Source organism: Amycolatopsis sp. NPDC051716 (genome assembly GCF_040681595.1).
GTDB lineage: Bacteria > Actinomycetota > Actinomycetes > Mycobacteriales > Pseudonocardiaceae > Amycolatopsis.
Window position 1 is genome coordinate 36,654 of sequence record NZ_JBFAZA010000037.1, and the last position, 20,770, is coordinate 57,423.

Here is a 20,770-nt window from a genome sequence, read left to right on the forward strand (position 1 = left end):
CGAGGGGCCCGCGCCGCTGCCACCGACAGGCGCCGGGTCAGCTGCGAAGCGCGTTCCGGGCTCAGGCGAGGGGCTCGTGCCGCTGCCGCGGACGGGCGTCGGGGCGCCGGCGGAGCCGGGCTCGGGCGAGGGGCTCATGTCGCGTCCCCCGGGGTGGCGTCCGTGCGCTCGGTCAGCCGCTCCGCCACCTCCGCCGCGAGCCGCGCGTCGAGGCCGACCAGTCGTACCGCGCCGCGGGCCGAGGCCGTTGTCACCGTGACCGTCGCCAGGCCGAACCGCTGCTGGAGCGGGCCGCGCAGGGTGTCGACCGTCTGCACGCGCGACAGCGGGGCCACCCGCCACTCCTGCCACAGGAACCCCGAGCGCACGTAGACGGCCGTTTCGGTCACCTCCCAGCGGTGCAGGCCGAACCACCACCGCGGCAGGACCGCGCACCAGGCCGCACCGAAGACGGCGACCACGGCGGCCGGGACCAGCAGCCAGAACGCGGCCGGCGGGATCAGCAGGCCGAGGCCGGCGAGCACGAGCACGGCAGGCCCGAACGTCAGCGCGCCCTGGGTCCGCCACCAGGCGATCGCGCGGTGGTCGACTGCGTGGCGCGGTGGCCGCAGCCGTAGTTCTCCGGTCTCCACCGGAACCCCCCGAGGTTGTTTTACAATGCGATCGCATCGTAACGGCGGAGCCCGGGTTTTCGCAATGCGATCGCATGACAACGGGAGCGGACGTGCCGAAACAGGTGGACCACGAGCAGCGCCGGGCGCAGATCGCCGAGGCGCTGCAGCGGCTGACCACGCGCGCCGGGCTGGAAGGCGTCAGCCTGCGCCAGGTCGCGGCCGAAGCGGGCATGTCCATGGGGTCGGTGCAGCACTACTTCAAGACGAAGGACGAAATGCTGCGGTACGCCCTCGAGCACCGCCACAAGCTCCGCAGCGAGCGGATCACCGCGAAGGTGCTGGCCGAGGGACCGCCGACCCCGCGGTCGATCCTCCGCGCGTGCCTGGTGGAGATCCTGCCGCGCGACCCCGACAGCGAGGCCGACTTCCTGATCGGCGTCGCGTACTTCATCCGCGCCGTGGCGGACCCGGCGATGGCGAAGGCCTTCGGCGAGGGCATGCCGGAACTCCTGGACTTCTTCGCCGACCAGGTCCGCCAGGCCCAGGAGGCGGGCGACGTCGCCGCGTCGGCCGACCCGGCGACCGAGGCCGTCCTGCTCTGGGCGATCGCGGACTCCCAGGGCACCGAAATCCTGATGGGGCACCGCACCCCGGCCGAGGCGATCTCCACAGTGGACTACTACCTCGGCCGCCTCTTCACCCCCTGACCGTGTCGTCCCGGCCATCACGCGTGTCGGCTCCTCAATCACGCGTGCCGGCCCTTCGCGCACGAACGGCGTGTGCGGGAACGGTCGACGCGCGTGATCCCGGGGTCGACACGCGTGATCGGAGGGACGACACGACGTCAGCCTCCGCCGCCGCCGGAGGCGGCGGAGATCGCTGCCGTGCGGGCGGCGCGGAGTTCGCGGATCACCTTGCGCAGGGCCGGGACCGCGGCACCCGCCTGCTCCTCCAGCCGGGCGAGCCGGTCGCGGTGGCGGCGGCGCTCGGCGCGCGGGAGCACGTCACCCAGCTCGACCGCCGCGGCCAGCGACGTCAGGGCCGCGATGTCCGCGGACACCGGCGCGTCACCGCGCAACGCCGCCCGGACCTCGTCCCGCAACGCGGCCGCGGAAGCCGGCTCGCGGACCTCCGGACGGCGGCGCGGGAACAGCCCCAGCACCCGGGACGTCCGCAGCGTGATCACCCCCGCCGCGTCGAGCTGCGCCTCCAGCGAGTGCAGCGTCCCGCGCGCCCCGCGGCGCACCCAGGCGCGCCACTTCCGGTGCGGTTCGGCGGTGAGCTCGGCGAGCAGGTCGTCGAGCACCAGGTGACCGGTGCCGCCCGCGCCGGTCACCGCCGGCCGGCCGCCGTCGTCGGCGACCTGGCCGCGCAGCACCAGGTCCGTCAGCGCCGCCGCGCGGACCAGCAGCGCCACGCGCTCGCGGTCCGGCAACCGGTTCCGCGCGGTGTCGCACGCCAGCAGGTACGCCCGGGCGGGCAAGGACAGCTCGGTCATCTCAGGTTCCGTCCCTCGTCGTCGGGTCCCCAGTCCACCGGTTCCGGCGCCCGGGCGGAACCGGACGACGGCGGTGATCGCGGCGACGAACGTTGCCGCCTCCCCGGGCGGGCCGCAACTTTGGTTGCGCATCCGGGGCGACGGCCCGGGACAGCCGTTACCGTGACCGCGTGACCACCGCCCGGCGGCCGCTCTGGCCGAGCCGCTCCGACGCCTGCTGGCTGATCTTCGCGGCCCTCGCGTTCGCCTGGATGAACGTCCTCTTCCACGTCCTCGGCGACCGGACGACCGGCGCATGGGGCCCGGCGGCCGGGCTGGTCCTGCAGCTCGCCTGCGACCTCTCGCTGGTGCTGCTGTTCCGGTTCCCCGGCCCGGTCTGCGCGTTCGTCACCGCGGCGGCGTTCGCGATGCTCGCGGCCGACACCTTCGCGCCCGGCCTGCTCGTGCCGCTCCACCCGCTCGCCCTGACGACGGTGCCGACGATCACCCCGGTGATCCTGTCCCAAGCGGCCCGGGTGCTGGACAAGCGGACCGTGCTGTGGGTGGCCGGCATCCTGGCCGTGCTGGCCGCGCGGCCGTGGACGCCGAACTGGGCGACGACGTCGTTCGGCCTGCTCAACACCGCGCTGCCGGCGCTGGCCTCGCTGTACTTCGAAGCCCGCCGGCAGCTGCTGCAGTCGCTGCGCGACCGGGCGGAACGCGCCGAGCGCGAGCAGCACCTGCTCGCCGAGCAGGCCCGGGCGGCGGAACGGCGGCGGCTCGCGGGCGAGATGCACGACGTCGTCACGCACCGGCTCAGCCTGATGGTGCTGCACGCCGGCGCGCTCGGCGTGACGTCGGCCGACCCGGCCGCGCGGACGGCGGCCGAGGACATCCGCCGCGAAGGCGCGCTGGCGCTGGACGAGCTGCGCGACCTCGTCGGCGTCCTGCGCAACGGCGCCGAGACCGGGCCGCGGACGCTCAGCCCGGAGGAGCCCGGCGATCCGGCGCGGCTGGTCGAGGAGTCCCGGTCGGTCGGGGTGGCGACGGACCTCGTGGTGGACGGCGATCCGGCGCAGGTGTCGCCGACCGTCGCGCGCACCGCGTACCGGCTCGTGCAGGAGGCGCTGACGAACGTGCGCAAGCACGCGCCGGGCGCGTCGGTGACGGTGTCCCTGCGCTACCACCCGGGCGGCCTCGACGTCTCGGTGGCCAGCACGGCGGCGGCGCACCCGCCGGACCCGGCGCTGGCGGGCAGTGGTTCCGGCGCGGGGCTGGCCGGGCTGCGGCAGCGCGTCGAACTGGTCGGCGGGCGCTTCGACGCGGGCCCGCGACCCGGCGGCGGGTTCCGGGTCGGTGCGATACTGCCCGCCTACGTCCCGACGGCGGAAGGCACGCACTGTGATCCCGGTGCTCGTGGTCGATGACGAGCCGATGGTCTGCGCGCACCTGCGCACGATCCTGGGTTCGGCGGCCGACATCGAAGTGGTCGCCCAGGCCGCCGACGGCGCCGAAGCCGTCGAGGCCGTGGTCCGGCACCGGCCGCGCGTGGTGCTGATGGACCTGCGGATGCCGGGCGTGGACGGGCTGACGGCGATCGCGCGCATCACGGCGCTGCCCGACCCGCCGGCGGTGGTCGCCCTGACGACGTTCGACGCCGACACCTACGTGATCCGGGCGCTGCGCGCGGGTGCGGCCGGCTTCCTGGTGAAGTCGACGCCCCCGGAGGACCTGATCGGCCTGGTCCGGGTGGCGGCGGACGGCCACACGGTGCTTTCGCCGTCGGCCGCGCGCCGCCTGGTGGCGTTGTCGTCGGACAGCCGCGAACGCGGGGAAGACGCCCGTCGGCGGACGGCGGTGCTGACGGAACGGGAGCGGGACGTCTTGGCCTGCCTCGGTTCCGGACTGTCCAATGCGGACATCGCGGCGAGGCTGCACCTGGCCGAGGCGACGGTGAAGAGCTACGTCTCGCGGATGCTCGTGAAGCTGGACTGCGCGAACCGGACCCAGGCCGGGCTGCTGGCCCACGAGGCCGGGCTGGTGGCCCGCTAACGAAACAGCAGCGGCGCGGCGTGCCAGATCGCCCAGCCGTTGAGCAGGAACCACCCGCCGATCCACAGGGGCGAGGGCATCTTGGTGCGCTTGGCCAGTGCGGCGGCGTCGTCCTTCTGGGACTTGTACCCGTTTTGCTTGCGGTTGACGGCCAGGATCCGCACGCCGTCGAGCTCACTGGTCAGCAGCAGCCAGGCTTCGGTGTACGCGATGCCGGTGCGCAGCCAGCCCGGGGCGTAGCTCAGGGCCGAATACACGACCGCCCCCACCAAGACGATCAGGACGACGGTGAGCAGGTCCCGGGCGAACAGCAGCAGGAACGCCAGCGCGGCGAGGGTCAGGACGAGCACGGCCTGGACGTGCCCGCGGTGCAGCAGGACGGCCGCGCCCAGCCCGGCCAGCGGCGGCATCGCGTACCCGGCCGCCCCGGCCAGCACGGCGCCGAGCCCCGAGTCGTGCTTGCCTTCGACGTGGCCGGAGCCGGCGCTGGTGATGGCGACGCGGGCGACGTCACCGCCGGTCAGCAGGATCACCAGCGCGTGGCCGCCTTCGTGGAACAGGGTGCCCAGGACGTTGGCGTTGCGCAGGAGACTCCGCCGCCCACTGGGCGGCGTGACGACCGAGGTCAGCGACACCGCGAAGGCGAACAACGCGGCGACCGCAACGACTCCCCAGCCCGGTGTGGGCACGGTCTCGTTGAGCACCGCGACAGTGTCCCTGCGGACGGGACGGCGGAACCCGGAACGCTACGGATTGTCCAGGAGCTGTCCAGCCGAGGTGACTACGCGGACGCGGGCGTGTGCTCCGCGTCATAGGCGTCCCGGGCCTCCTGGACCGACGACATGTGCCGCCGGGCCCAGCGGTCGAGCACGTCCAGCGGCTCGGACAGGTTGCGCCCCAGCGCGGTCAGCTCGTACTCGACCTTCGGCGGGATCGTCGGGTACGCCGTGCGGGTGAGGATGCCGTCGCGGACCAGGCTGCGCAGGGTCTGCGTCAGCACCTTCTGGGAGATCCCGTCCACCCGGCGGCCGATCTCGGTGAACCGCAGCGGGCCGGCGGAAAGGGCGCCGACGATCAGCACCGTCCACTGGTCGCCGATGCGGTCGAGCAGCTGGCGGGTCGGGCAGTTGCGGTCGTACGGATCGGGCTCCACGGCACGCCTCCTCACTCTCCCCGGGAGAGTAACACGCCGATCAGGCGGTGGCGGCCAGCCCGGCGGCCACCCGCTTGATGAAGGAACCGAGGAACCACCGGTAGAACCAGCCCGTGCCGGGGATCTTCGGCGTGAACGTCGAGTGCCAGTGGATGTCGGTGCCGCCGTCGCGGGGCGAGAGGTCGACGTAGGCCACGTAGTCCCGCAGCGGCAGGCCGTGCTCCAGCGCGTAGCCGAACCGGCGGCCGGGCTCGAGCGCGACGATCTTTTCGTACGAGCGGACCCCGTTCGTCTTGAACAGCCGGACCGCGCCGAGCCCTTCCGGCTCGCCCTCCCCCGCGCGGACCAGCTCGAACGACCCCAGCGGCGACCACGCCGGCCAGCTCCGGCCGTCTCGCAGCAGGGCGTAGACGGCGTCGGCCGGAGCAGCCGTCCGGGCGTGGACCGAAATGCGTTGTACCATTTGGTACGTGTACCATCTGGTACATGATCGACGCAAGCCCGCGCGCCAAGCTGCTCGACGCGGCGATCGACCACATCGCGCACCACGGCGGGGCCGGCCGGAGCCTGCGGGCACTGGCCGCGGACCTCGGCACCAGCCACCGCATGCTGATCTACCACTTCGGCTCGAAGGAAGGCCTGCTGACGGCGGTGGCGCGGGAGGTCGAGGCCCGGCAGCGCGCCGCGCTCGCCGGCCTCGACCCGGCGGAGTTCTGGCGCCGGCTCACCGACGACGACCTGCGCGCCAACGAAAAGCTGTTCTTCCAGCTCTACGGCCAGGCACTCGGCGGCACCCCGGGCACGGCCGAGTTCCTCGACGGGGTGATCGAAAACTGGCTCGGCCCCATCGAAGCCCGGCTCGCCCAGCTCGGTGTCCCGGCGGCCGACCGGCCCGCCCACGCCCGCCTCGGGCTCGCCGTCGCCCGCGGCCTGCTGCTCGACCTCGTCACGACCGGCGACCGCGAAGCCGTCGACGCCGCCATGGAGAAGTTCCTGGCGATGTACGAAAAACCGTGATGTTCTGGCTCGATGCGACTGCTACCGGGGTTCTTGGCCGCACTGCTCACGACGGCGGGGCTCGCGCCCGCGGCTTCCGCCGCACCACCGGAAAGCCGGCCGGTCTATTCCTACGCCGACGCGATCCGCCAGACGGCGTGGGTGGAGACCGGCACCGACCACGATCGCGACGGGAAGCCCGACCGCGTCGCCGCCGACGTCATCCGGCCCGACGCGCCGGCGCGCGTCCCGGTGATCCTCGACGTCAGCCCGTACTACGCGTGCTGCGGCCGCGGCAACGAACAGCAGAAGAAGACGTACGCGCCGGACGGCACGCCGCAGCAGTTCCCGCTGTTCTACGACAACTACTTCGTGCCGCGTGGCTACGCCGTCGTGCTGGCCGACGTCGGCGGGACGAACCGCTCGTCCGGGTGCTTCGACGACGTGGGGTCCGGCAACGCGGTCGTGAACTGGCTGGGCGGCCGGGCGAAGGCCTTCGACGCCCCCGAGGGCGGGCGTCCGGTGCGCGCGGACTGGGCCACCGGGGACGTCGGCGCGATCGGCAAGTCGCAGGACGGCGCCACCGCGATCGGGATGGCCGCTTCGGGCGTCGCCGGACTGAAGACGATCGTGCCGATCGAAGGCGTCGCGGACAACTACGCCCAGGTCATCGCGAACGGCGCTCCCCTGGCCACGCCGGAGAACACCGGGTCGACCTTCACCTACAACGAGCGGGCCGCCGAGCTGTGCAAGCCGTTCGAGGCGGAGCTCAAAGCGCGGGCGGGCACGAACGGCGACTACAACGCCTACTGGCAGAGCGTGAACTACGTCCCGCGGGCCGGGCAGGCGAGCGTGCTGACCGCACAGGGTTTCGGGGACTGGGTCGTGGCGCCGAACCAGTTCGCCCGCTACTGGGACGCGCTGGGCCGGGCCGGCCTCCCGCGGAAGGCGTGGCTGAGCCAGGCCGGGCACACCGACCCCTTCGACCTGCAGCGCGCGCAGTGGGTCGAGACGCTGCACCGCTGGTTCGACCGCTGGCTGCTCGGCCTGCGCAACGGCGTCGAGCGCGAGCCCGCCGTGCACCTCGAAACCGCGCCGGACCGGTGGACCGACGTCCGGAGCTGGCCGCCCGCCACGGTGCCGGCGACCTTCCGCCCGTCGGCCGACGGCACGCTGGCCCGGCACGGGTCGGGCTCGGCGAGCGTCGTCGACGACCCCGCCGTCACCCGTGAGGACTGGACGACCCGGTTCACCGGTGCTCCCCTGCCCGCGCCGGTGCGGATCGCCGGATCGCCGTCGGTGACGATCACCGCGTCGTCGGACAAGACCGCCGCCCGGCTCGGCGTCGCGCTCGTCGACTACGGCCCGGCCGGCCTGCGGAACACCGCGACCTACGGCAGCGGGGTCGAGAACCTGGCCACGCGCTCGTGCTGGGGCGTCAGCAGCGACGCCGACAGCGCGTGCTTCCTCGACACAGTGGCCGACGTCGTCTCCGTCGACCACCGGATCGTCGCCGCCGGCTGGGCCGACCTCGGCCACCACGCGTCGCTGGAGCACGGGGAACCGCTCGTCCCGGGCCGGGCGTACACGATGACGTTCGACCTCACCGCGCTCGACCACGTCGTCCCGGCGGGGCACCGGCTCGGGCTGCTCCTCGGCGGCACCGACGGGCTGCTGTTCGACCCGGCGCTGCCACGCCTCGGCGACACGGTGACGTTCGACCTCGCGCGGACGTCGGTCACCGTCGGCCTTACAAAGCCCGAACACTAGGCGGACGCCCTCCGTACACCGCCCCGCCAGAGTTCTCCTCGTACCCCGGAGCACTCCGGAACGGACACGAGGGAGAGACGATGCGAGGAACCACCTGGACGCGGCTGGCGCTGGCGGGCGGCGCGAGCGCGGCCTGCCTGCTGGTGGCGGCGCCGCTGGCGTCGGCCCAGACGACGTCGCCGGCGCCGGTCGCGCCGATCACGCTCAGCCTGCAGGAGTCGCAGCAGGTCTGCTCGGACTGGGTGCCGAAGCTGCAGAAGCGGGCCGACAACCTGAAGAAGCGGATCAACGGCGGCGCCGAGATCAAGGGCTCGGTGGCCAACCTCAAGGCGCGGGCGGCCGACCAGCGGGCGGCGGGGCACACCGCTCGCGCCGACCAGCTGGACCAGCGCGCCACCAAGCGGCAGGGCCGGATCGGCGAGCTGGACACGGCCAAGCAGAAGCTGGACGCCTTCGCGTCCGCGCACTGCAAGCCGGCCAAGTGAGGGGCGCGAGGATCGCGGCAGCGGTCGGGGCCGCCGCGGTCATCGCGCTCGGCTGCTCGGCCTGCCGCGACAACCTGATGGGCTCGCCCTCCGGGGACGCGCCCGCGCCGTCGTCGGTGTCGTCTTCGTCGCCGTCCGGCGAGCTGAGCGGGATCGAGTCGACACTGAACGGTATCGAGTCGGACATGAACAGCGATGGCTCGCCCTGACCGGCTAGCGTCTCCCCTCTGAACACGGCGGAGACGGGAGCAGGCATGGGGTCACCGGGACGCGGCCTCGTCCTCGTGGTCGAGGACGAGGCCGCGATCGCCGAGCTGGCGGCGCTCTACCTCAAGCGCGACGGTTTCGGTGTGCACGTCGAGGCCGACGGCGGCCGGGCTCTGGACGCCGTCCGGCGCCTCAAGCCGGTGGCGATCGTGCTCGACATCGGACTGTCCGGAATGGACGGCATCGAGATCTGCAAGGCGTTGCGCGCGGCCGGGGACTGGACGCCGGTGCTGTTCGTCACCGCCCGCGACGACGAGCTCGACCGCCTGCTGGGCCTGGAGATCGGCGCGGACGACTACCTCACCAAGCCGTTCAGCCCGCGCGAGCTGGCGGCCCGGGTCCGGACGGTGCTGCGCCGGGCCTCCGGGGTGGCGCCGGCCGCGGAGACGTTCGCCGTGGGCGGCGCACGCGTCGACGTGCTTTCCCGGCGGGCGTGGGCGGGTGACGCCGAAATTTCCCTGACTTCCACGGAGTTCGACCTCCTCACGCACCTGCTCCGGCACCCGGGGCAGGTGCTTTCGCGCGACCAGCTGCTGAGTGCCGTCTGGGGGTACGCCGCGGCGGCGGGGACGCGCACGGTGGACGTCCACGTGGCTCAGCTGCGGGCGAAACTCGGGCCGTCGAGTCCGATTCGGACGGTGCGGGGCATCGGTTACGCGGCGGACCCGGCGTGAAGTACCGGGGAACGCTGACCGGGCGGATCACGCTGGTGTGCCTGGCCGTCGCGGGCATCGCGGTGATCGTGGCGGCGCTGGTCGCGTCCCGGCTGATCCGGACCACGGCGGACAACGTGCTGCAGTCGACGCTGGCCGCGCAGGCCGACGTCGTCGCGTCGCAATTGGACGAAACGGGCATCGGCAACCGGCTGGGCGTCGGCAAGGTGGCCGACGTGGTGCGCGGCCAGGGCATCTCGGTGGTGGTCCGCCGCGCGGGCGGGCAGGCGCTCGGGGACGCCGTCGCGGTCCAGGCCGCCGGGAAGCTCGGGCTGGCGGCGGACCACTCGGGGCGCGTCACGGTGGCGGGGTCGCAGTACCTGGTCGAGACGCGGGTGGTCGGCGCGCGCGGGGCGGCGTTCGCGCTGGTCCTGCCCGCGCGCAACGCCCAGGCGACGCAACGGGCGCTGGTGCGCAACATCCTGCTGGCGCTCGGGATCGGGCTGCTGGTGGCCGCCGTCGCGGGCTTCGTCTCGGGCCGGCTGCTGGGCCGTCCGCTGCGCCGGGCCGCGCTGGCCGCGGGATCGCTGCGGGCGGGGCGGCGCGACGTGCGGGTGCCGGTGCAGGGGCCCCGCGAGGTGGCCGAGGTGGCCGGGTCGCTGAACTCGCTGGCCGACGCGCTGGCCGTCAGCGAGGCGCGGCAGCGGGAGTTCCTGCTGTCGGTGTCGCACGAGCTGCGGACGCCGCTGACCGCCGTGACGGGCTTCGCGGAGGCGATCGCGGACGGCGTCGCCACCGGGCCGGACGCGGTGCGGGCCGGGCAGACGATCCAGCGTGAGGCGGTGCGGCTCGAGCGGCTGGTCACGGACCTGCTGGAGCTGGCCCGCCTGGGCGCGGACGAGTTCCGGCTGGACATCGCGGTGCTGGACCTGGCTTCGCTGGTTCGCGACTGCGCGGAGGTGTGGCAGCTGCGGTGCAGCCGGGAGGACGTCCGGCTGTCGGTTTCGGCGCCTCCTTCCCCGGTCCCGGTGCTGGCGGACGCGCGGCGGTTGCGCCAGGTCGTCGACGGGCTGGCGGAGAACGCCCTGCGCGTCACGCCCTCGGGGGCGCCGATGGTGTTCTCGCTGTCGGTGTCCGATTCGTCGGCTTCGCTGGCGGTCCGCGACGGCGGCCCGGGCCTGGCGCCGGAGGACTACCCGGTGGCGTTCGAGCGAGGCGTCCTGAACGCCCGCTACCGCGACCGCCGTCCGGTCGGCTCCGGCATCGGCCTGTCCCTGGTCCACGCCTTGGTCACCCGGATGGGCGGAACGTTGTCGGCGGGTCCCGCCCCCGAAGGCGGCGCGGCGTTCACGATCACGTTCCCCCTGACCTCGTCCACAGCCACGGTCCCGCTCCCCCGTCCCTGACCGTGTCGACCCTCCAATCACGAGTGATGACCCTCTGATCACGTGAGATGCCTCTCCAATCACGAGTGAAGCCCTTCCGGACACGCGACCGACCCTCCAGGTACGCGAGTTCGCCGGTCCGGTACGCGGAACTCGCGTGATCGGAGGGGCATTACGCGTGACTGGAGGGGCATCACGTGTGATTGGGGGGACAACACGGGTGGGCCGTAGGGTCGGGGTATGGAGATGCTGCACCTGCGCTACTTCGTCGCGGTCGCCGAGGAGCTGAACTTTTCCGCGGCCGCGCGGAAGCTGCACATGGCCGCGTCCCCGCTCAGCCAGCGGATCAAGGACCTCGAACACGAGCTCGGGCAGCAGTTGTTCGACCGCAGTACCCACCACGTCACGCTCACCGAGGCCGGGACCGCGCTGCTGCCGCTCGCGCGGGACGTTCTCGAGCAGGTCAGCGCCATTCCGTGGAAGCTCGAAGAGGCCACCAAGCCGCAGCGCAGCACCGTTTTCCTCGGTATGCCCGCCGGGGTGCACCCCGATCTGCGGGACCGGGTCAAGGCTCTCGCCGAGCGGGTGAAACAAAGCTACGAGCTCAAGCGCTGGCCCGGCACCACCGCCGACCTCGTGCAGGGCGTGCACGACGGGAAGCTCGCGCTCACCCTCGCCCGGCTGCCGGTCACCGATCCCGCGCTGGAACAGCTGCCCGTGATGACCGAACGGCTCGGCGCCGTCGTCCCCGCCGACCTGTTCGCCGGCCGGGACTCGGTCAGCCTGGCCGAGCTGACCGAATTCCCGTACGTCGCCTCACCAGGGGAAATCGTCCCGGCCTATTTCGAGCAGCTGGACCACCAATTGAGCGAACTGGGCGTCAAGAAACGCATCCGATTGAGCAACACCGGGTACGGCGGGACGTCGGAAATCATCTCCAGCGGTGAAGCCTTTTCCATTTCCATGCTCGACGCCAAGAGCCCGATGCACGGCTACCGGCTCGACAACGTCACCGTCCTGCCCTTCACGGATTTCCGCCCCCAGCTGGACACCGGCCTGCTCTGGCGGCGCGACCGCACCGACGGCGACCTGCGCGAGCTCGTCGACGCCGCGAAAGAGATCTTCGCCGAGCCGCTCAGCAGCTAGAAGAATAGTATGACCACCAGAGTCATACCATTGTGCGCATCATGATCATTCCCTTTCCCGCCGGACGCGCCTACGTTCGTAAGTAGAGCGAAACAGCAAGGCGCGAAAGGACGACAAGATGACGGACATCACGACCGGACCTCTGGACGGCGTGCGCGTGATCGACCTCTCGACCGTGGTCATGGGCCCGTACGCGGCGCAGATCCTCGGCGACCTGGGCGCCGACGTGATCAAGATCGAGTCCCCCGCGGACACCGTGCGGGTGGGCGAGTACCGCACCACGCCGGGCATGACGGCGCTGAACCTCAACGTCAACCGCAACAAGCGCAGCGTGGCCCTCAACCTCAAGGACGAGACCGAGCGCGAGCAGGCCCTCAAGCTGATCGACACGGCCGACGTGCTGATCACCAACATGCGCCCCGGCGCGCTGGCCCGCCTCGGCCTGAACTACGCCGACGTCGCCGCGCGCAACCCGCGCCTGGTCTACGCCCACGCACAGGGCTTCCGCAGCGACTCCGACCGGGCCGGGAACGCCGCCTACGACGAGACCGTGCAGGCCTCCTCCGGCCTGGTCGACGTGACCAACCGCGCGCTCGGCGAGCCGGTTTACCTGCCGACGATCATCGGCGACAAGGTTTCGTCGCTGACCATCGCCTACAGCGTGCTCGCCGCGCTCGTCCACCGCGACAAGACCGGCCAGGGCCAGCAGATCGAGATCCCGATGACCGACACGCTCATCGCGTTCAACCTCGTCGAACACCTCGCCGGGCACACCTACGAGCCGGCCACCGGCCCCACCGGGTTCGCGCTGTCGATGACGAAGGGCCACGCCGCTGTCCGCACCAAGGACGGCCTCGCCTGCGTCATCCCCTACAACCCGCAGAACTTCCGCGACTTCTTCGCCGCGGCCGGGCGCCCGGACCTCGCCGCCGACCCGCGAGTGAACGACGACGCCATCAACCGGGCAGACAACGAGTGGCTGAGCGCGCAGATCGCGGTGTGCGCCCCGGCGCTGACCACCGAAGAGTGGGCCGAGGTGTGCGCCAAGCACAGCATCCCGATGGCCCCGGTGCTGGAGCTGGACAACGCCCACGAAGACCCGTACGTCCGCGACGGCCACCTGCTCGACACCGTCGAGCACCCGAGCGAGGGCACCATCCGCACGGTCGGCATCCCGGTGAAGTTCTCCGCGACGCCCGGCTCGATCCGCCGCCTGGCCCCGCTGGCCGGCCAGGACACCGCCGAAGTCCTCGCGGAACTCTGAAAGAAGCAAGTCATGACCGAAGTACGCACCGAACGGATCGGCAGCACCCTGCTGATCACCATCGACCGGCCCCAGGCCCGCAACGCGGTCAACGCCGCCGTCGCGGCCGGGCTGGCCGCGGCCCTCGACGAACTCGAGAGCGACCCCACCCTCCGGGCGGGCGTCCTGACCGGCGCCGAGAACACCTTCAGCGCCGGGATGGACCTCAAGGCCGCCCTCAAGGGCGAGTCGCCGGAGATCCCCGGCCGCGGGTTCGGCGGCCTGACCGAAGCCGAGCTGACCAAGCCGCTGATCGCCGCCGTCGAAGGGTTCGCCATGGGCGGCGGGTTCGAACTCGCGCTGGGCTGCGACCTGATCGTGGCCGCGGAAAACGCCCGGTTCGGGCTTCCGGAAGTCAAGCGCGGCCTGATCGCCGCGGGCGGCGGCGTGATCCGGCTGCCGAAGCGGATTCCCCACCACCTCGCGATGGAGTTCCTGCTCACCGGCGAGCCCGTCACCGGCCGCCGCGCCGGCGAGCTCGGCCTGGTCAACCGCGTGACCGCGGACGGTGACGCCGCCGCGGTCGCCGTCGGCCTCGCCGAGAAGCTGGCCGAAAACGCGCCCCTCGCGCTCGCCGCCGTCAAGAAGATCGTGCGCGGCTCGGAGGCGGAAGCCTTTGCCCTGCAGCGTGAAGAGACCAAGAAGCTGATGCAGTCCGCCGACGTCCGCGAGGGCATGACCGCCTTCGCCGAGCGCCGCGCTCCGAAGTGGACAGGCGAATAACCATGAAGATCGAAGAAGTCCGCCGGCACGTGACGACCCCGCTGACCGCCCCGGCGTTCGCGCCCGTGGTCCCGAGGTTCACCGACCGCGAATACCTCAACATCGTCTACCGGACCGACGCCGACGCCCTGCGCGCGGTCGTCCCGGAGCCGCTGCGGGTCGAAGAACCGTTGGTGCGCTTCGAAGTCATGAAGATGGGCGACGTCTCCGGCTACGGCCCGTACACCGAGTCCGGCCAGGCGATCGAGGTCAGCTTCGACGGCGAGCGCGGCGAGTACCTGCACGCGATGTACCTCGACAACTTCCCGGCCACCGCGTCCGGGCGCGAGGTCAGCGCGTACCCGAAGACCGCCGGCAGCCCGAAGCTCTATGTCGACAACGGCGTTCTCGTCGGCACGCTGGACTACGGGACGCTGCGGGTGGCGACCGCGACGATGGGCTACAAGCACCACGAGCTGGACGTCCGCGAGGCCGAACGCCAGATCACCGTCCCGACGTTCATGCTCAAGACGATCCCCGGCTACGACGGCGCCCCGCGCGTCCAGGAGCTGGTCCGCACCGAGATCACCGACGTCGTGGTCAAGGAGGCCTACACCGCCCCGGCCCGGCTGCAGCTGTTCCAGCACGTCCTGGCCCCGCTGGCCGACCTGCCGGTGCTGGAGGTCGTCTCCGCGAGCCACATCCGCACCGACCTGACGCTCGCTCCGGTCAAGCCGGTCTTCGACTACCTGAGGGGAGACCGGGCATGAAGAACGCCGCAGTCATCGGTGCCGGCACCATCGGCCTGTCCTGGACGGCGCTGTTCGCCGGCCACGGCCTGACCGTCCGGGTCACCGACCCCCGCCCCGACCTCGCCGACGCCGTCCTGAAAGCGCTCGAGGAGTTCACGCCGCACCTGGCCGCCCGCGGCCTCGACGTCACCGGACTCGCCGACCGGGTCATCATCGCCGCCGACGTGGCCGAGGCCGTGAAAGACGCCGATGTCGTGCAGGAGAACGGTCCCGAGAACGCCGAGTTCAAGAAGGACCTGTTCAAGCAGCTCGTCGAGGAAGCGCCGGAGCACGCGCTGCTGCTGAGTTCGTCCAGCGCCATCCCCTCGACGGCGTTCACCGGCGACCTGGCCGACGCGAGCCGGATCCTCATCGGGCACCCGTTCAACCCGCCGCACCTGATCCCGCTGGTCGAGGTCGTCCCGGGCGAGCGCACCAGCGAAGAGTCCGTGCGGAAGGCCGTCGACTTCTACACCTTCCTCGGCCGCACCCCGGTCGTGGAGCGCAAGGAGATCCCCGGGTTCGTCGGCAACCGGCTGCAGAACGCGCTGAGCCGCGAGGCGATCTACCTCGTCGAGCAGGGTGTCGTCACCCCCGAGGACCTCGACAAGGTGATCACGAATTCGCTCGGTATCCGCTGGGCCACGGTCGGGCCGTTCCTCGGCTCGCACCTCGGCGGTGGCCCCGGCGGCTACCGGCACATGGCCGGGCACATCGGCAAGTCCATGAAGAAGATGTGGGCCGGGCTGGGCAACCCCAGCCAGAGCCCCGAAGAGCAGGAACAGCTCATCGAAGCTGTCGAAAAGGCTTACGGCTCCTCCACGTACTCGGAACTCGCCGAGACGCGCGACCGCAAGCAGCTCGCCGTCCTGACCGCATTGGAGGAGAACTGACATGACCATGGAAGCACTCGAAGGCCAGCTGACCGCCGACTTCTACAACTTCGAAACGCTGCTAGGCGACGACGAGCGCAAGCTGCTCGTCAAGGCGCGCGAGTTCATGCGCACCGACGTCAAGCCGCTGGTGAACGAGAACTGGGAGGCCGGCACCTTCCCGAAGGAGCTGATCGGCCTCTTCCGCGACTCCGGCCTCGCGGGCCTGCCCTACGAGGGCTACGGCGAGCACAAGCCGGAAGTCAGCCACCTCCTCACCGGCATGATGGCGATGGAGATGAGCCGCACGGACGCTTCGGTGGCGACGTTCTTCGGTGTCCACAACGGACTCGCGATGTACTCGATCTACAGCGGCGGCAGCCAGGAGCAACGCGACCGCTGGCTCCCCGAAATGGCCGCGATGGACAAGATCGGCGCGTTCGCGATGACCGAACCGCTCGGCGGTTCCGACGTCGCCGGCGGCATGCGCACCACCGCCAAGCGGGACGGCGACAGCTGGGTCCTCAACGGCGCCAAGAAGTGGATCGGCAACGCGACCTTCGCCGACTACGTCGTGGTGTGGGCGCGCGACCTCGATGACAACCACGTCAAGGGGTTCGTCGTCGAGAAGGGCACGCCGGGCTTCGTGGCGGACAAGATCCAGGGCAAGACGGCGTTCCGGATCGTCGAAAACGCCGAAATCACCCTGACCGACGTCCGCGTGCCGGAGGAGAACCGCCTGCAGGGCATCGACTCCTTCCGCGACGTCGCCGAGATCCTGCGCGCCACCCGCGGCGGCGTGGCCTGGCAGGCGCTGGGCGTGATGATCGGCGCCTACGAGCTCGCGCTGGACTACGCCAAGGAGCGCACCCAGTTCGGCCGGCCCATCGCCCGCTTCCAGCTGGTGCAGGACCTGCTCGTGAAGAGCCTCGGCAACATCACCGCCTCCTGGGGCATGCTGGTGCAGCTCGCCCGCCTGCAGGACGCGGGGATCTTCCAGGACGAGCACTCCTCGCTGGCCAAGGCGTTCGTCACCTCGCGGATGCGCGAGGTCGTCGCCTGGAGCCGGGAGATCTTCGGCGGCAACGGGATCGTGCTCGACTACGACGTCGCGCGGTTCTTCGCCGACGCCGAGGCGATCTACTCCTTCGAGGGCACGCGCGAGATGAACACCCTGATCGTCGGCAAGGCGATCACCGGGCAGTCCGCGTTCGTGTAACGGGCTAGCTCACGCAGCCGGCGGCCGCACTGGCCGCCGGCTGTTCCGTGTCCGGAGAAGGGCCCGGCGCCGGCGCCTTCGTGCCGGTGGCGGCCACCGGCTTCACGTCGCCGCCCGGGTCGTCACCGGCGGCCTGGACCGCCGCGGTGCTGATCGCCGTGGTGACGAACTGCTGGACCTGCGCCGGGTCGACCTTGACCGCGTCACCGTCGGACGGCGTCGCCAGCGACAGGCTCTGCACCGGGATGGTGGCGAAGGCGATCGCGCCCGAGGTCATCCCCCGCAGCTGCTGCGCGAAGCTCAGGATGTCCCAGTCCTTGTCCAGCACCACCGAGCCGTGCACCGCGGCGACGAGCGAGTTCAGCTTCGACGGGTCGGTGAACGTGCCCGCGCTCAGCACCTTCTTCGCCATCCCGGACAGGAACGCCTGCTGCCGCGCGATCCGGTCGAGGTCGCTGGTCAACCCGTGGCGCTGCCGGACGAAGGCGAGCGCCTGCGCCCCGGACAGCGTCTGCGGGCCGGCCGCGAAGTCCGCGCCGGAGTAGCGGTCGTGCACCGGCGCCTTGAGGCAGACCTCGACACCGCCGACGGCCTGCGACAGCGCGTCGAAGCCGGCGAGGTTGATCGCCGCGTAGTGGTTGATCGTCAGCCCGGTGAACTTCTCCACGGTCTGGATCGTCGTCCTCGCGCCCGCCTCGTTCGCCGCCACCTCCAGCTGCGCGCCGGAGAGCCCTTGGGTGCGCAACCCGGACATCGCGGCGTTCTTGCCGCGGCTGTAGGCCGAGTTGATCTTGTGCTTGCCGTACCCGCCCGCGATGTCCACATAGGAATCACGCGGGATCGAGATCGCGGTGGCCGCGGCGCCGCCCGCCGGGATGTGGACCACGATGATCGTGTCGGTGGTGTCACCGCCGTCGTCGCCACCGCCGGCGTGGAGCGCGTCGAGCACGTTCTGTGGCAACGGGTTGCCGTAGGTGTCGGTCCGCGCGTCGATCCCGACGAGCAGGAGGTTCTGGGCGACCTTCAACGGCTCGCCCGGCGGGGTGTCGTCGGTGTCGACCTGCGCCGCGGGCGGGATGACGTCGGCGGTGACGATGCCGGCGTCCAGGGAACTCAGCTGCGTCCACAGGTAGCCGGTGGCGCCGAGCACCACCGTCGAGACGACGCCGAGCGCGACCCGGCCGCCGATCCGGCGCCCCCGCGACGACAGCAGCACGTCTTTCCCCTTGCTTCCCGCTCGTGTTCCCCTTCTTCGAGGATCACCGTGTTAGCTGGGAATCAGCTGAGAAAGTTGTCGGAAAGCTGTGACGCTGCCCGATCGGCCGAGCCGGATCCGGGCCCTGGACCGGTTTTGCCACGCACGGTAGGGGTGTGCGTACGCCGATGTGCTGTGGCACCGGCCACAGTGGCCCACGCTATCGCGTCACCGCGGCAGTTTGCGCCAGATCGCGCGCGGCAGCAGGCGCATCACGAAGAAGACCGGACGGAGCAATCCGGGCACCCAGACGACCCCGCGGCCGCGGGCCAGCGCCGCGACCGTCGCCTCGGCCACCTGATCCGGGGTGCTGGAGAACGGCGCCGGCGTCATGCCTTCGGTCATCCGGCCGATGACGAAGCCGGGGCGGACGAGCAAGAGGTGGACGCCCGAGCCGTGCAAGGCGTCGGCGAGGCCGCTCGCGAAGCCGTCGAGGCCGGCTTTGGCCGAGCCGTAGACGTAGTTCGCGCGCCGCACCCGCACCCCGGCCACCGAGGAGAACACGACGAGCCGGCCGTGCCCCTGTGCGCGCAGCAGGTTCGCCGCGTGGGTCAGCACGCCGACCTGGGCGACGTAGTCAGTGTGCACGATCGCGGCGGCGTGGGCGCTGTCCCGTTCGGCAAGCGCCTGGTCGCCGAGGACGCCGAAGGCGAGCACGACGGTCTCGAGCGGCCCGTGCCCGGCCGCCACCTTCTCCAGGAAGGGACCGTGCGCGGCGAGGTCGTCGGCGTCGAACTCGGCCGTCTCCACCGTCTCGGCGCCGGCCTCGCGCAGCGCGGCGACCTCGGCGGTCAGATCGCCACCCGGCCGCGCGGCCAGCACGAACCGCCGAGCGTCTCCGCTGACCAGGCGTTTCGCCACGGCCAACCCGATTTCGCTGCGTCCGCCCAGTACCAGCACCGTTCCGCTCACCGCCGCATTCTCCCAGTCCGGGTGCGCTAGCGTGCCGGGGTGGGTCACGCTCCGGATTTCGAGACGCTCGTCGAACGGCACCGCCGGGAGATCCAGGTGCACTGCTACCGGATGCTCGGCTCCCTGGCCGACGCCGAAGACCTCGCGCAGGAGACGTTCCTGCGCGCGTGGAAGGGCCGCGACGGGTTCGAGGGCCGGGCGAGCGTGCGCACCTGGCTCTACCGGATCGCGACGAACGCGTGCCTCGACGTCCTCGCCCGCCGTCCGCGGCGGGTGCTGCCCGACCAGCTCGGCCCGGCCGGGGAGCCCGCCGGGCCGATCGCGGCCGCCGACCTGCCGTGGCTCGAGCCGTACCCGGACCGGCTGCTCGACGGCGCGGCTCCCGGCAACCCCGGCGACCCCGGTGCCGCCGTGGTCGAGCGGGAGACCATCGAGCTGGCCTACCTCGCCGCCGTCCAGTACCTGCCGCCGCGGCAGCGGGCGACGCTGATCCTGCGGGACGTGCTCGGCTGGTCGGCGAAGGAGACGGCGGCACTGCTGGAGACGAGCGTGGCGTCGGCGAACAGCGCGCTCCAGCGGGCTCGCGCGACGTTGCGTGAGCGGTTGCCCGCGCGGCGTGCGGAGTGGACGGCCGGCGACCCGACGGCCGAGGAAACGGCGCTGCTCAAGCGGTTCATCGCCGCGTACGAGGCCGGCGACCCGGCCGCGGTCGCCCGGCTGCTGCACGAAGACGCGCAGGCGATCATGCCGCCGTACACGCTGTGGTTCGGCAGTCGCGCCGCGATCATCCGGGCGCTGTCGCTCTCGATGGACCCGGCGTCGCCCGACTGCATCGGGCGGTTCCGGATGCTGCCCGTGCGCGCCAACCGCCAGCCCGCGGTGGCCACTTACCTGCGGCGCCCGGATGAGCGCGAGCATCGGTGGTTCGGCGTCACGCTCCTCACGATCGAGGGCGGGGTGGTCACGGCGATGGCCGCGTTCGAGTCGCTCGGAGCGGCGGCGTGGGGCCTGCCGGAGACGTGGCCGGCCGGCGACGGTGCCCGCCGCTCCGGGGAAAAGATGCAAAGTGACGCATAGATATTGCGCGCAAAAAAGCCCGGGTGGGTGATTCGCGGGGAATCACCCACCCGGGCGCGCACGCGGCCGGAATGGTTTTCTTCCGGATTCGGTGCTTATGCTCGAGGCCGCCGGGAAGAGGTCACCGGGCGGCGCGTCAGGCCGCTCGGTGCCGCTCGGGCGCGGTGCGCACCAGCCGTCGGCGTTCGACCGCGGTGATGCCACCGAAGACGCCGTGGTCAAGGCCGTTGTCGAGCGCGTAGCCGAGGCATTCGGCGCGCACGGGGCAGCGCGCGCACACGGCCTTCGCCTGCGCCGTCTGCCGGGCGCCGGGGCCGACCTCGGAGATCGGGAAGAACAGTTCCGGGTCCTCGTCCTTGCAGGCCGCGAGTTCCGCCCAGCCCGTCATCGTGGCTTCCATTTCCTTCGTTCACCTCCTTTGAGCTTCTTCTACTGCTTCCCATTGTTGGGGCGCGTCAACCGACTTAACCGCGGCGGGCGCGCGAGCGTATCCGCCTGGGTCAAGGGGGTTTTGGCTTCGGTCCCCGGCTCACCCTCCGGGCAACCAAGACTGCAACACATGAGAGTACGCCTTTCTTCCTGGGATCTCGATGTCGATCACGTCACCCGATCGACGACGTCCGCGGGCCGCCGAGGGGTCG

24 protein-coding genes are annotated in these 20,770 nt (G+C 71.8%); 16 read left to right on the forward strand and 8 right to left on the reverse strand.

Annotated elements, in window-relative coordinates; all coding sequences use genetic code 11:
* Positions 1–134 precede the first annotated feature (134 nt).
* On the reverse strand, positions 135–632 hold the full coding sequence (locus tag AB0M30_RS37575; protein ID WP_364594253.1) for a PH domain-containing protein: 498 nt from the start codon (positions 630–632) through the stop codon (positions 135–137).
* A 92-nt stretch (positions 633–724) separates the two neighbouring features.
* Between AB0M30_RS37575 and AB0M30_RS37580 the strand changes: the two genes are divergently transcribed.
* Positions 725–1,321: a TetR/AcrR family transcriptional regulator gene (locus AB0M30_RS37580; protein ID WP_360184539.1), complete on the forward strand. Its 597-nt coding sequence runs from the start codon at positions 725–727 to the stop codon at positions 1,319–1,321.
* A 137-nt stretch (positions 1,322–1,458) separates the two neighbouring features.
* On the opposite strand, the gene AB0M30_RS37585 is transcribed toward AB0M30_RS37580, so the two are convergent.
* Positions 1,459–2,112, reverse strand: a complete 654-nt coding sequence (locus tag AB0M30_RS37585; RefSeq protein WP_364594257.1) for a GPP34 family phosphoprotein — start codon at positions 2,110–2,112, stop codon at positions 1,459–1,461.
* Positions 2,113–2,282: 170 nt separating this feature from the next.
* Between AB0M30_RS37585 and AB0M30_RS37590 the strand changes: the two genes are divergently transcribed.
* Both AB0M30_RS37590 and AB0M30_RS37595 read left to right on the forward strand, forming a co-directional pair.
* Positions 2,283–3,518, forward strand: a complete 1,236-nt coding sequence (locus tag AB0M30_RS37590) for a histidine kinase (RefSeq protein WP_364594260.1) — start codon at positions 2,283–2,285, stop codon at positions 3,516–3,518.
* Complete coding sequence (locus tag AB0M30_RS37595) at positions 3,493–4,143, forward strand: response regulator transcription factor (RefSeq protein ID WP_360184548.1); 651 nt, start codon at positions 3,493–3,495, stop codon at positions 4,141–4,143. Before AB0M30_RS37590 ends, AB0M30_RS37595 begins: the two co-directional genes overlap by 26 nt.
* Here the strand turns inward: AB0M30_RS37595 and AB0M30_RS37600 are convergent.
* The 3 genes from AB0M30_RS37600 to AB0M30_RS37610 form a co-directional block, all read right to left on the reverse strand.
* Positions 4,140–4,847, reverse strand: coding sequence for a M50 family metallopeptidase (locus tag AB0M30_RS37600; protein WP_364594263.1), 708 nt, complete (start codon positions 4,845–4,847; stop codon positions 4,140–4,142). The genes AB0M30_RS37595 and AB0M30_RS37600 overlap by 4 nt on opposite strands.
* Positions 4,848–4,924: 77 nt before the next feature.
* The gene (locus AB0M30_RS37605) at positions 4,925–5,296 is read right to left on the reverse strand and encodes a helix-turn-helix domain-containing protein (RefSeq protein ID WP_360184553.1); all 372 of its coding nucleotides are present in this window, start codon (positions 5,294–5,296) and stop codon (positions 4,925–4,927) included.
* 40 nt (positions 5,297–5,336) lie between these two features.
* The gene (locus AB0M30_RS37610; RefSeq protein WP_364594267.1) at positions 5,337–5,759 is read right to left on the reverse strand and encodes an SRPBCC family protein; all 423 of its coding nucleotides are present in this window, start codon (positions 5,757–5,759) and stop codon (positions 5,337–5,339) included.
* Positions 5,760–5,782: 23 nt separating this feature from the next.
* Between AB0M30_RS37610 and AB0M30_RS37615 the strand changes: the two genes are divergently transcribed.
* The 12 genes from AB0M30_RS37615 (at position 5,783) to AB0M30_RS37670 (ending at position 16,885) form a co-directional block, all read left to right on the forward strand.
* On the forward strand, positions 5,783–6,313 hold the full coding sequence (locus AB0M30_RS37615; protein ID WP_360184559.1) for a TetR/AcrR family transcriptional regulator: 531 nt from the start codon (positions 5,783–5,785) through the stop codon (positions 6,311–6,313).
* Between the two features lie 12 nt (positions 6,314–6,325).
* Positions 6,326–8,062 carry a CocE/NonD family hydrolase gene (locus AB0M30_RS37620; RefSeq protein ID WP_364594270.1) on the forward strand — a complete coding sequence of 579 codons (1,737 nt, stop codon included), beginning with the start codon at positions 6,326–6,328 and terminating at the stop codon, positions 8,060–8,062.
* Positions 8,063–8,142: 80 nt separating this feature from the next.
* The gene (locus tag AB0M30_RS37625) at positions 8,143–8,547 is read left to right on the forward strand and encodes a hypothetical protein (protein WP_364594273.1); all 405 of its coding nucleotides are present in this window, start codon (positions 8,143–8,145) and stop codon (positions 8,545–8,547) included.
* The gene (locus AB0M30_RS37630; protein WP_364594276.1) at positions 8,544–8,756 is read left to right on the forward strand and encodes a hypothetical protein; all 213 of its coding nucleotides are present in this window, start codon (positions 8,544–8,546) and stop codon (positions 8,754–8,756) included. The genes AB0M30_RS37625 and AB0M30_RS37630 overlap by 4 nt, the downstream gene beginning before the upstream one ends.
* A gap of 45 nt (positions 8,757–8,801) precedes the next feature.
* Entirely contained in the window at positions 8,802–9,488 is a 687-nt protein-coding gene (locus tag AB0M30_RS37635) for a response regulator transcription factor (RefSeq protein WP_103335039.1), read from the forward strand.
* A complete protein-coding gene (locus AB0M30_RS37640) occupies positions 9,485–10,873 on the forward strand; it encodes a HAMP domain-containing sensor histidine kinase (protein WP_364594279.1) in 1,389 nt (462 codons plus the stop codon). The genes AB0M30_RS37635 and AB0M30_RS37640 overlap by 4 nt, the downstream gene beginning before the upstream one ends.
* Positions 10,874–11,092: 219 nt before the next feature.
* Complete coding sequence (locus AB0M30_RS37645; RefSeq protein ID WP_364594281.1) at positions 11,093–11,998, forward strand: LysR family transcriptional regulator; 906 nt, start codon at positions 11,093–11,095, stop codon at positions 11,996–11,998.
* A 118-nt stretch (positions 11,999–12,116) separates the two neighbouring features.
* Complete coding sequence (locus AB0M30_RS37650; RefSeq protein WP_364594284.1) at positions 12,117–13,262, forward strand: CoA transferase; 1,146 nt, start codon at positions 12,117–12,119, stop codon at positions 13,260–13,262.
* Positions 13,263–13,274: 12 nt separating this feature from the next.
* Positions 13,275–14,024, forward strand: a complete 750-nt coding sequence (locus AB0M30_RS37655) for a crotonase/enoyl-CoA hydratase family protein (RefSeq protein ID WP_364594287.1) — start codon at positions 13,275–13,277, stop codon at positions 14,022–14,024.
* Between the two features lie 2 nt (positions 14,025–14,026).
* The gene (locus tag AB0M30_RS37660; RefSeq protein WP_364594290.1) at positions 14,027–14,773 is read left to right on the forward strand and encodes an acetoacetate decarboxylase; all 747 of its coding nucleotides are present in this window, start codon (positions 14,027–14,029) and stop codon (positions 14,771–14,773) included.
* A complete protein-coding gene (locus AB0M30_RS37665) occupies positions 14,770–15,687 on the forward strand; it encodes a 3-hydroxyacyl-CoA dehydrogenase NAD-binding domain-containing protein (protein WP_364594292.1) in 918 nt (305 codons plus the stop codon). The genes AB0M30_RS37660 and AB0M30_RS37665 overlap by 4 nt, the downstream gene beginning before the upstream one ends.
* 1 nt (position 15,688) lies before the next feature.
* Entirely contained in the window at positions 15,689–16,885 is a 1,197-nt protein-coding gene (locus tag AB0M30_RS37670; protein ID WP_364594295.1) for an acyl-CoA dehydrogenase family protein, read from the forward strand.
* A gap of 4 nt (positions 16,886–16,889) precedes the next feature.
* Here the strand turns inward: AB0M30_RS37670 and AB0M30_RS37675 are convergent, their stop codons facing one another.
* Both AB0M30_RS37675 and AB0M30_RS37680 read right to left on the reverse strand, forming a co-directional pair.
* Positions 16,890–18,101 carry an LCP family protein gene (locus AB0M30_RS37675; protein ID WP_364594298.1) on the reverse strand — a complete coding sequence of 404 codons (1,212 nt, stop codon included), beginning with the start codon at positions 18,099–18,101 and terminating at the stop codon, positions 16,890–16,892.
* A 207-nt stretch (positions 18,102–18,308) separates the two neighbouring features.
* The gene (locus AB0M30_RS37680; RefSeq protein WP_364594300.1) at positions 18,309–19,052 is read right to left on the reverse strand and encodes an SDR family NAD(P)-dependent oxidoreductase; all 744 of its coding nucleotides are present in this window, start codon (positions 19,050–19,052) and stop codon (positions 18,309–18,311) included.
* 39 nt (positions 19,053–19,091) lie between these two features.
* Between AB0M30_RS37680 and AB0M30_RS37685 the strand changes: the two genes are divergently transcribed.
* Complete coding sequence (locus tag AB0M30_RS37685; RefSeq protein ID WP_364594302.1) at positions 19,092–20,129, forward strand: sigma-70 family RNA polymerase sigma factor; 1,038 nt, start codon at positions 19,092–19,094, stop codon at positions 20,127–20,129.
* Between the two features lie 136 nt (positions 20,130–20,265).
* Here the strand turns inward: AB0M30_RS37685 and AB0M30_RS37690 are convergent, their stop codons facing one another.
* Complete coding sequence (locus AB0M30_RS37690) at positions 20,266–20,529, reverse strand: WhiB family transcriptional regulator (RefSeq protein ID WP_285993589.1); 264 nt, start codon at positions 20,527–20,529, stop codon at positions 20,266–20,268.
* Between the last annotated feature and the right edge of the window lie 241 nt (positions 20,530–20,770).

Bases quoted from the DNA above. Each gene is read 5' to 3' on its own strand.
- AB0M30_RS37585 (WP_364594257.1), bottom strand. From the start codon at position 2,112: ATGACCGAGCTGTCCTTGCCCGCCCGGGCGTACCTGCTGGCGTGCGAC.
- AB0M30_RS37610 (WP_364594267.1), bottom strand. From the start codon at position 5,759: ATGGTACAACGCATTTCGGTCCACGCCCGGACGGCTGCTCCGGCCGAC.
- AB0M30_RS37615 (WP_360184559.1), top strand. From the start codon at position 5,783: ATGATCGACGCAAGCCCGCGCGCCAAGCTGCTCGACGCGGCGATCGAC.
- AB0M30_RS37620 (WP_364594270.1), top strand. From the start codon at position 6,326: ATGCGACTGCTACCGGGGTTCTTGGCCGCACTGCTCACGACGGCGGGG.
- AB0M30_RS37625 (WP_364594273.1), top strand. From the start codon at position 8,143: ATGCGAGGAACCACCTGGACGCGGCTGGCGCTGGCGGGCGGCGCGAGC.
- AB0M30_RS37635 (WP_103335039.1), top strand. From the start codon at position 8,802: ATGGGGTCACCGGGACGCGGCCTCGTCCTCGTGGTCGAGGACGAGGCC.
- AB0M30_RS37645 (WP_364594281.1), top strand. From the start codon at position 11,093: ATGGAGATGCTGCACCTGCGCTACTTCGTCGCGGTCGCCGAGGAGCTG.
- AB0M30_RS37650 (WP_364594284.1), top strand. From the start codon at position 12,117: ATGACGGACATCACGACCGGACCTCTGGACGGCGTGCGCGTGATCGAC.
- AB0M30_RS37655 (WP_364594287.1), top strand. From the start codon at position 13,275: ATGACCGAAGTACGCACCGAACGGATCGGCAGCACCCTGCTGATCACC.
- AB0M30_RS37660 (WP_364594290.1), top strand. From the start codon at position 14,027: ATGAAGATCGAAGAAGTCCGCCGGCACGTGACGACCCCGCTGACCGCC.
- AB0M30_RS37665 (WP_364594292.1), top strand. From the start codon at position 14,770: ATGAAGAACGCCGCAGTCATCGGTGCCGGCACCATCGGCCTGTCCTGG.
- AB0M30_RS37670 (WP_364594295.1), top strand. From the start codon at position 15,689: ATGACCATGGAAGCACTCGAAGGCCAGCTGACCGCCGACTTCTACAAC.
- AB0M30_RS37690 (WP_285993589.1), bottom strand. From the start codon at position 20,529: ATGGAAGCCACGATGACGGGCTGGGCGGAACTCGCGGCCTGCAAGGAC.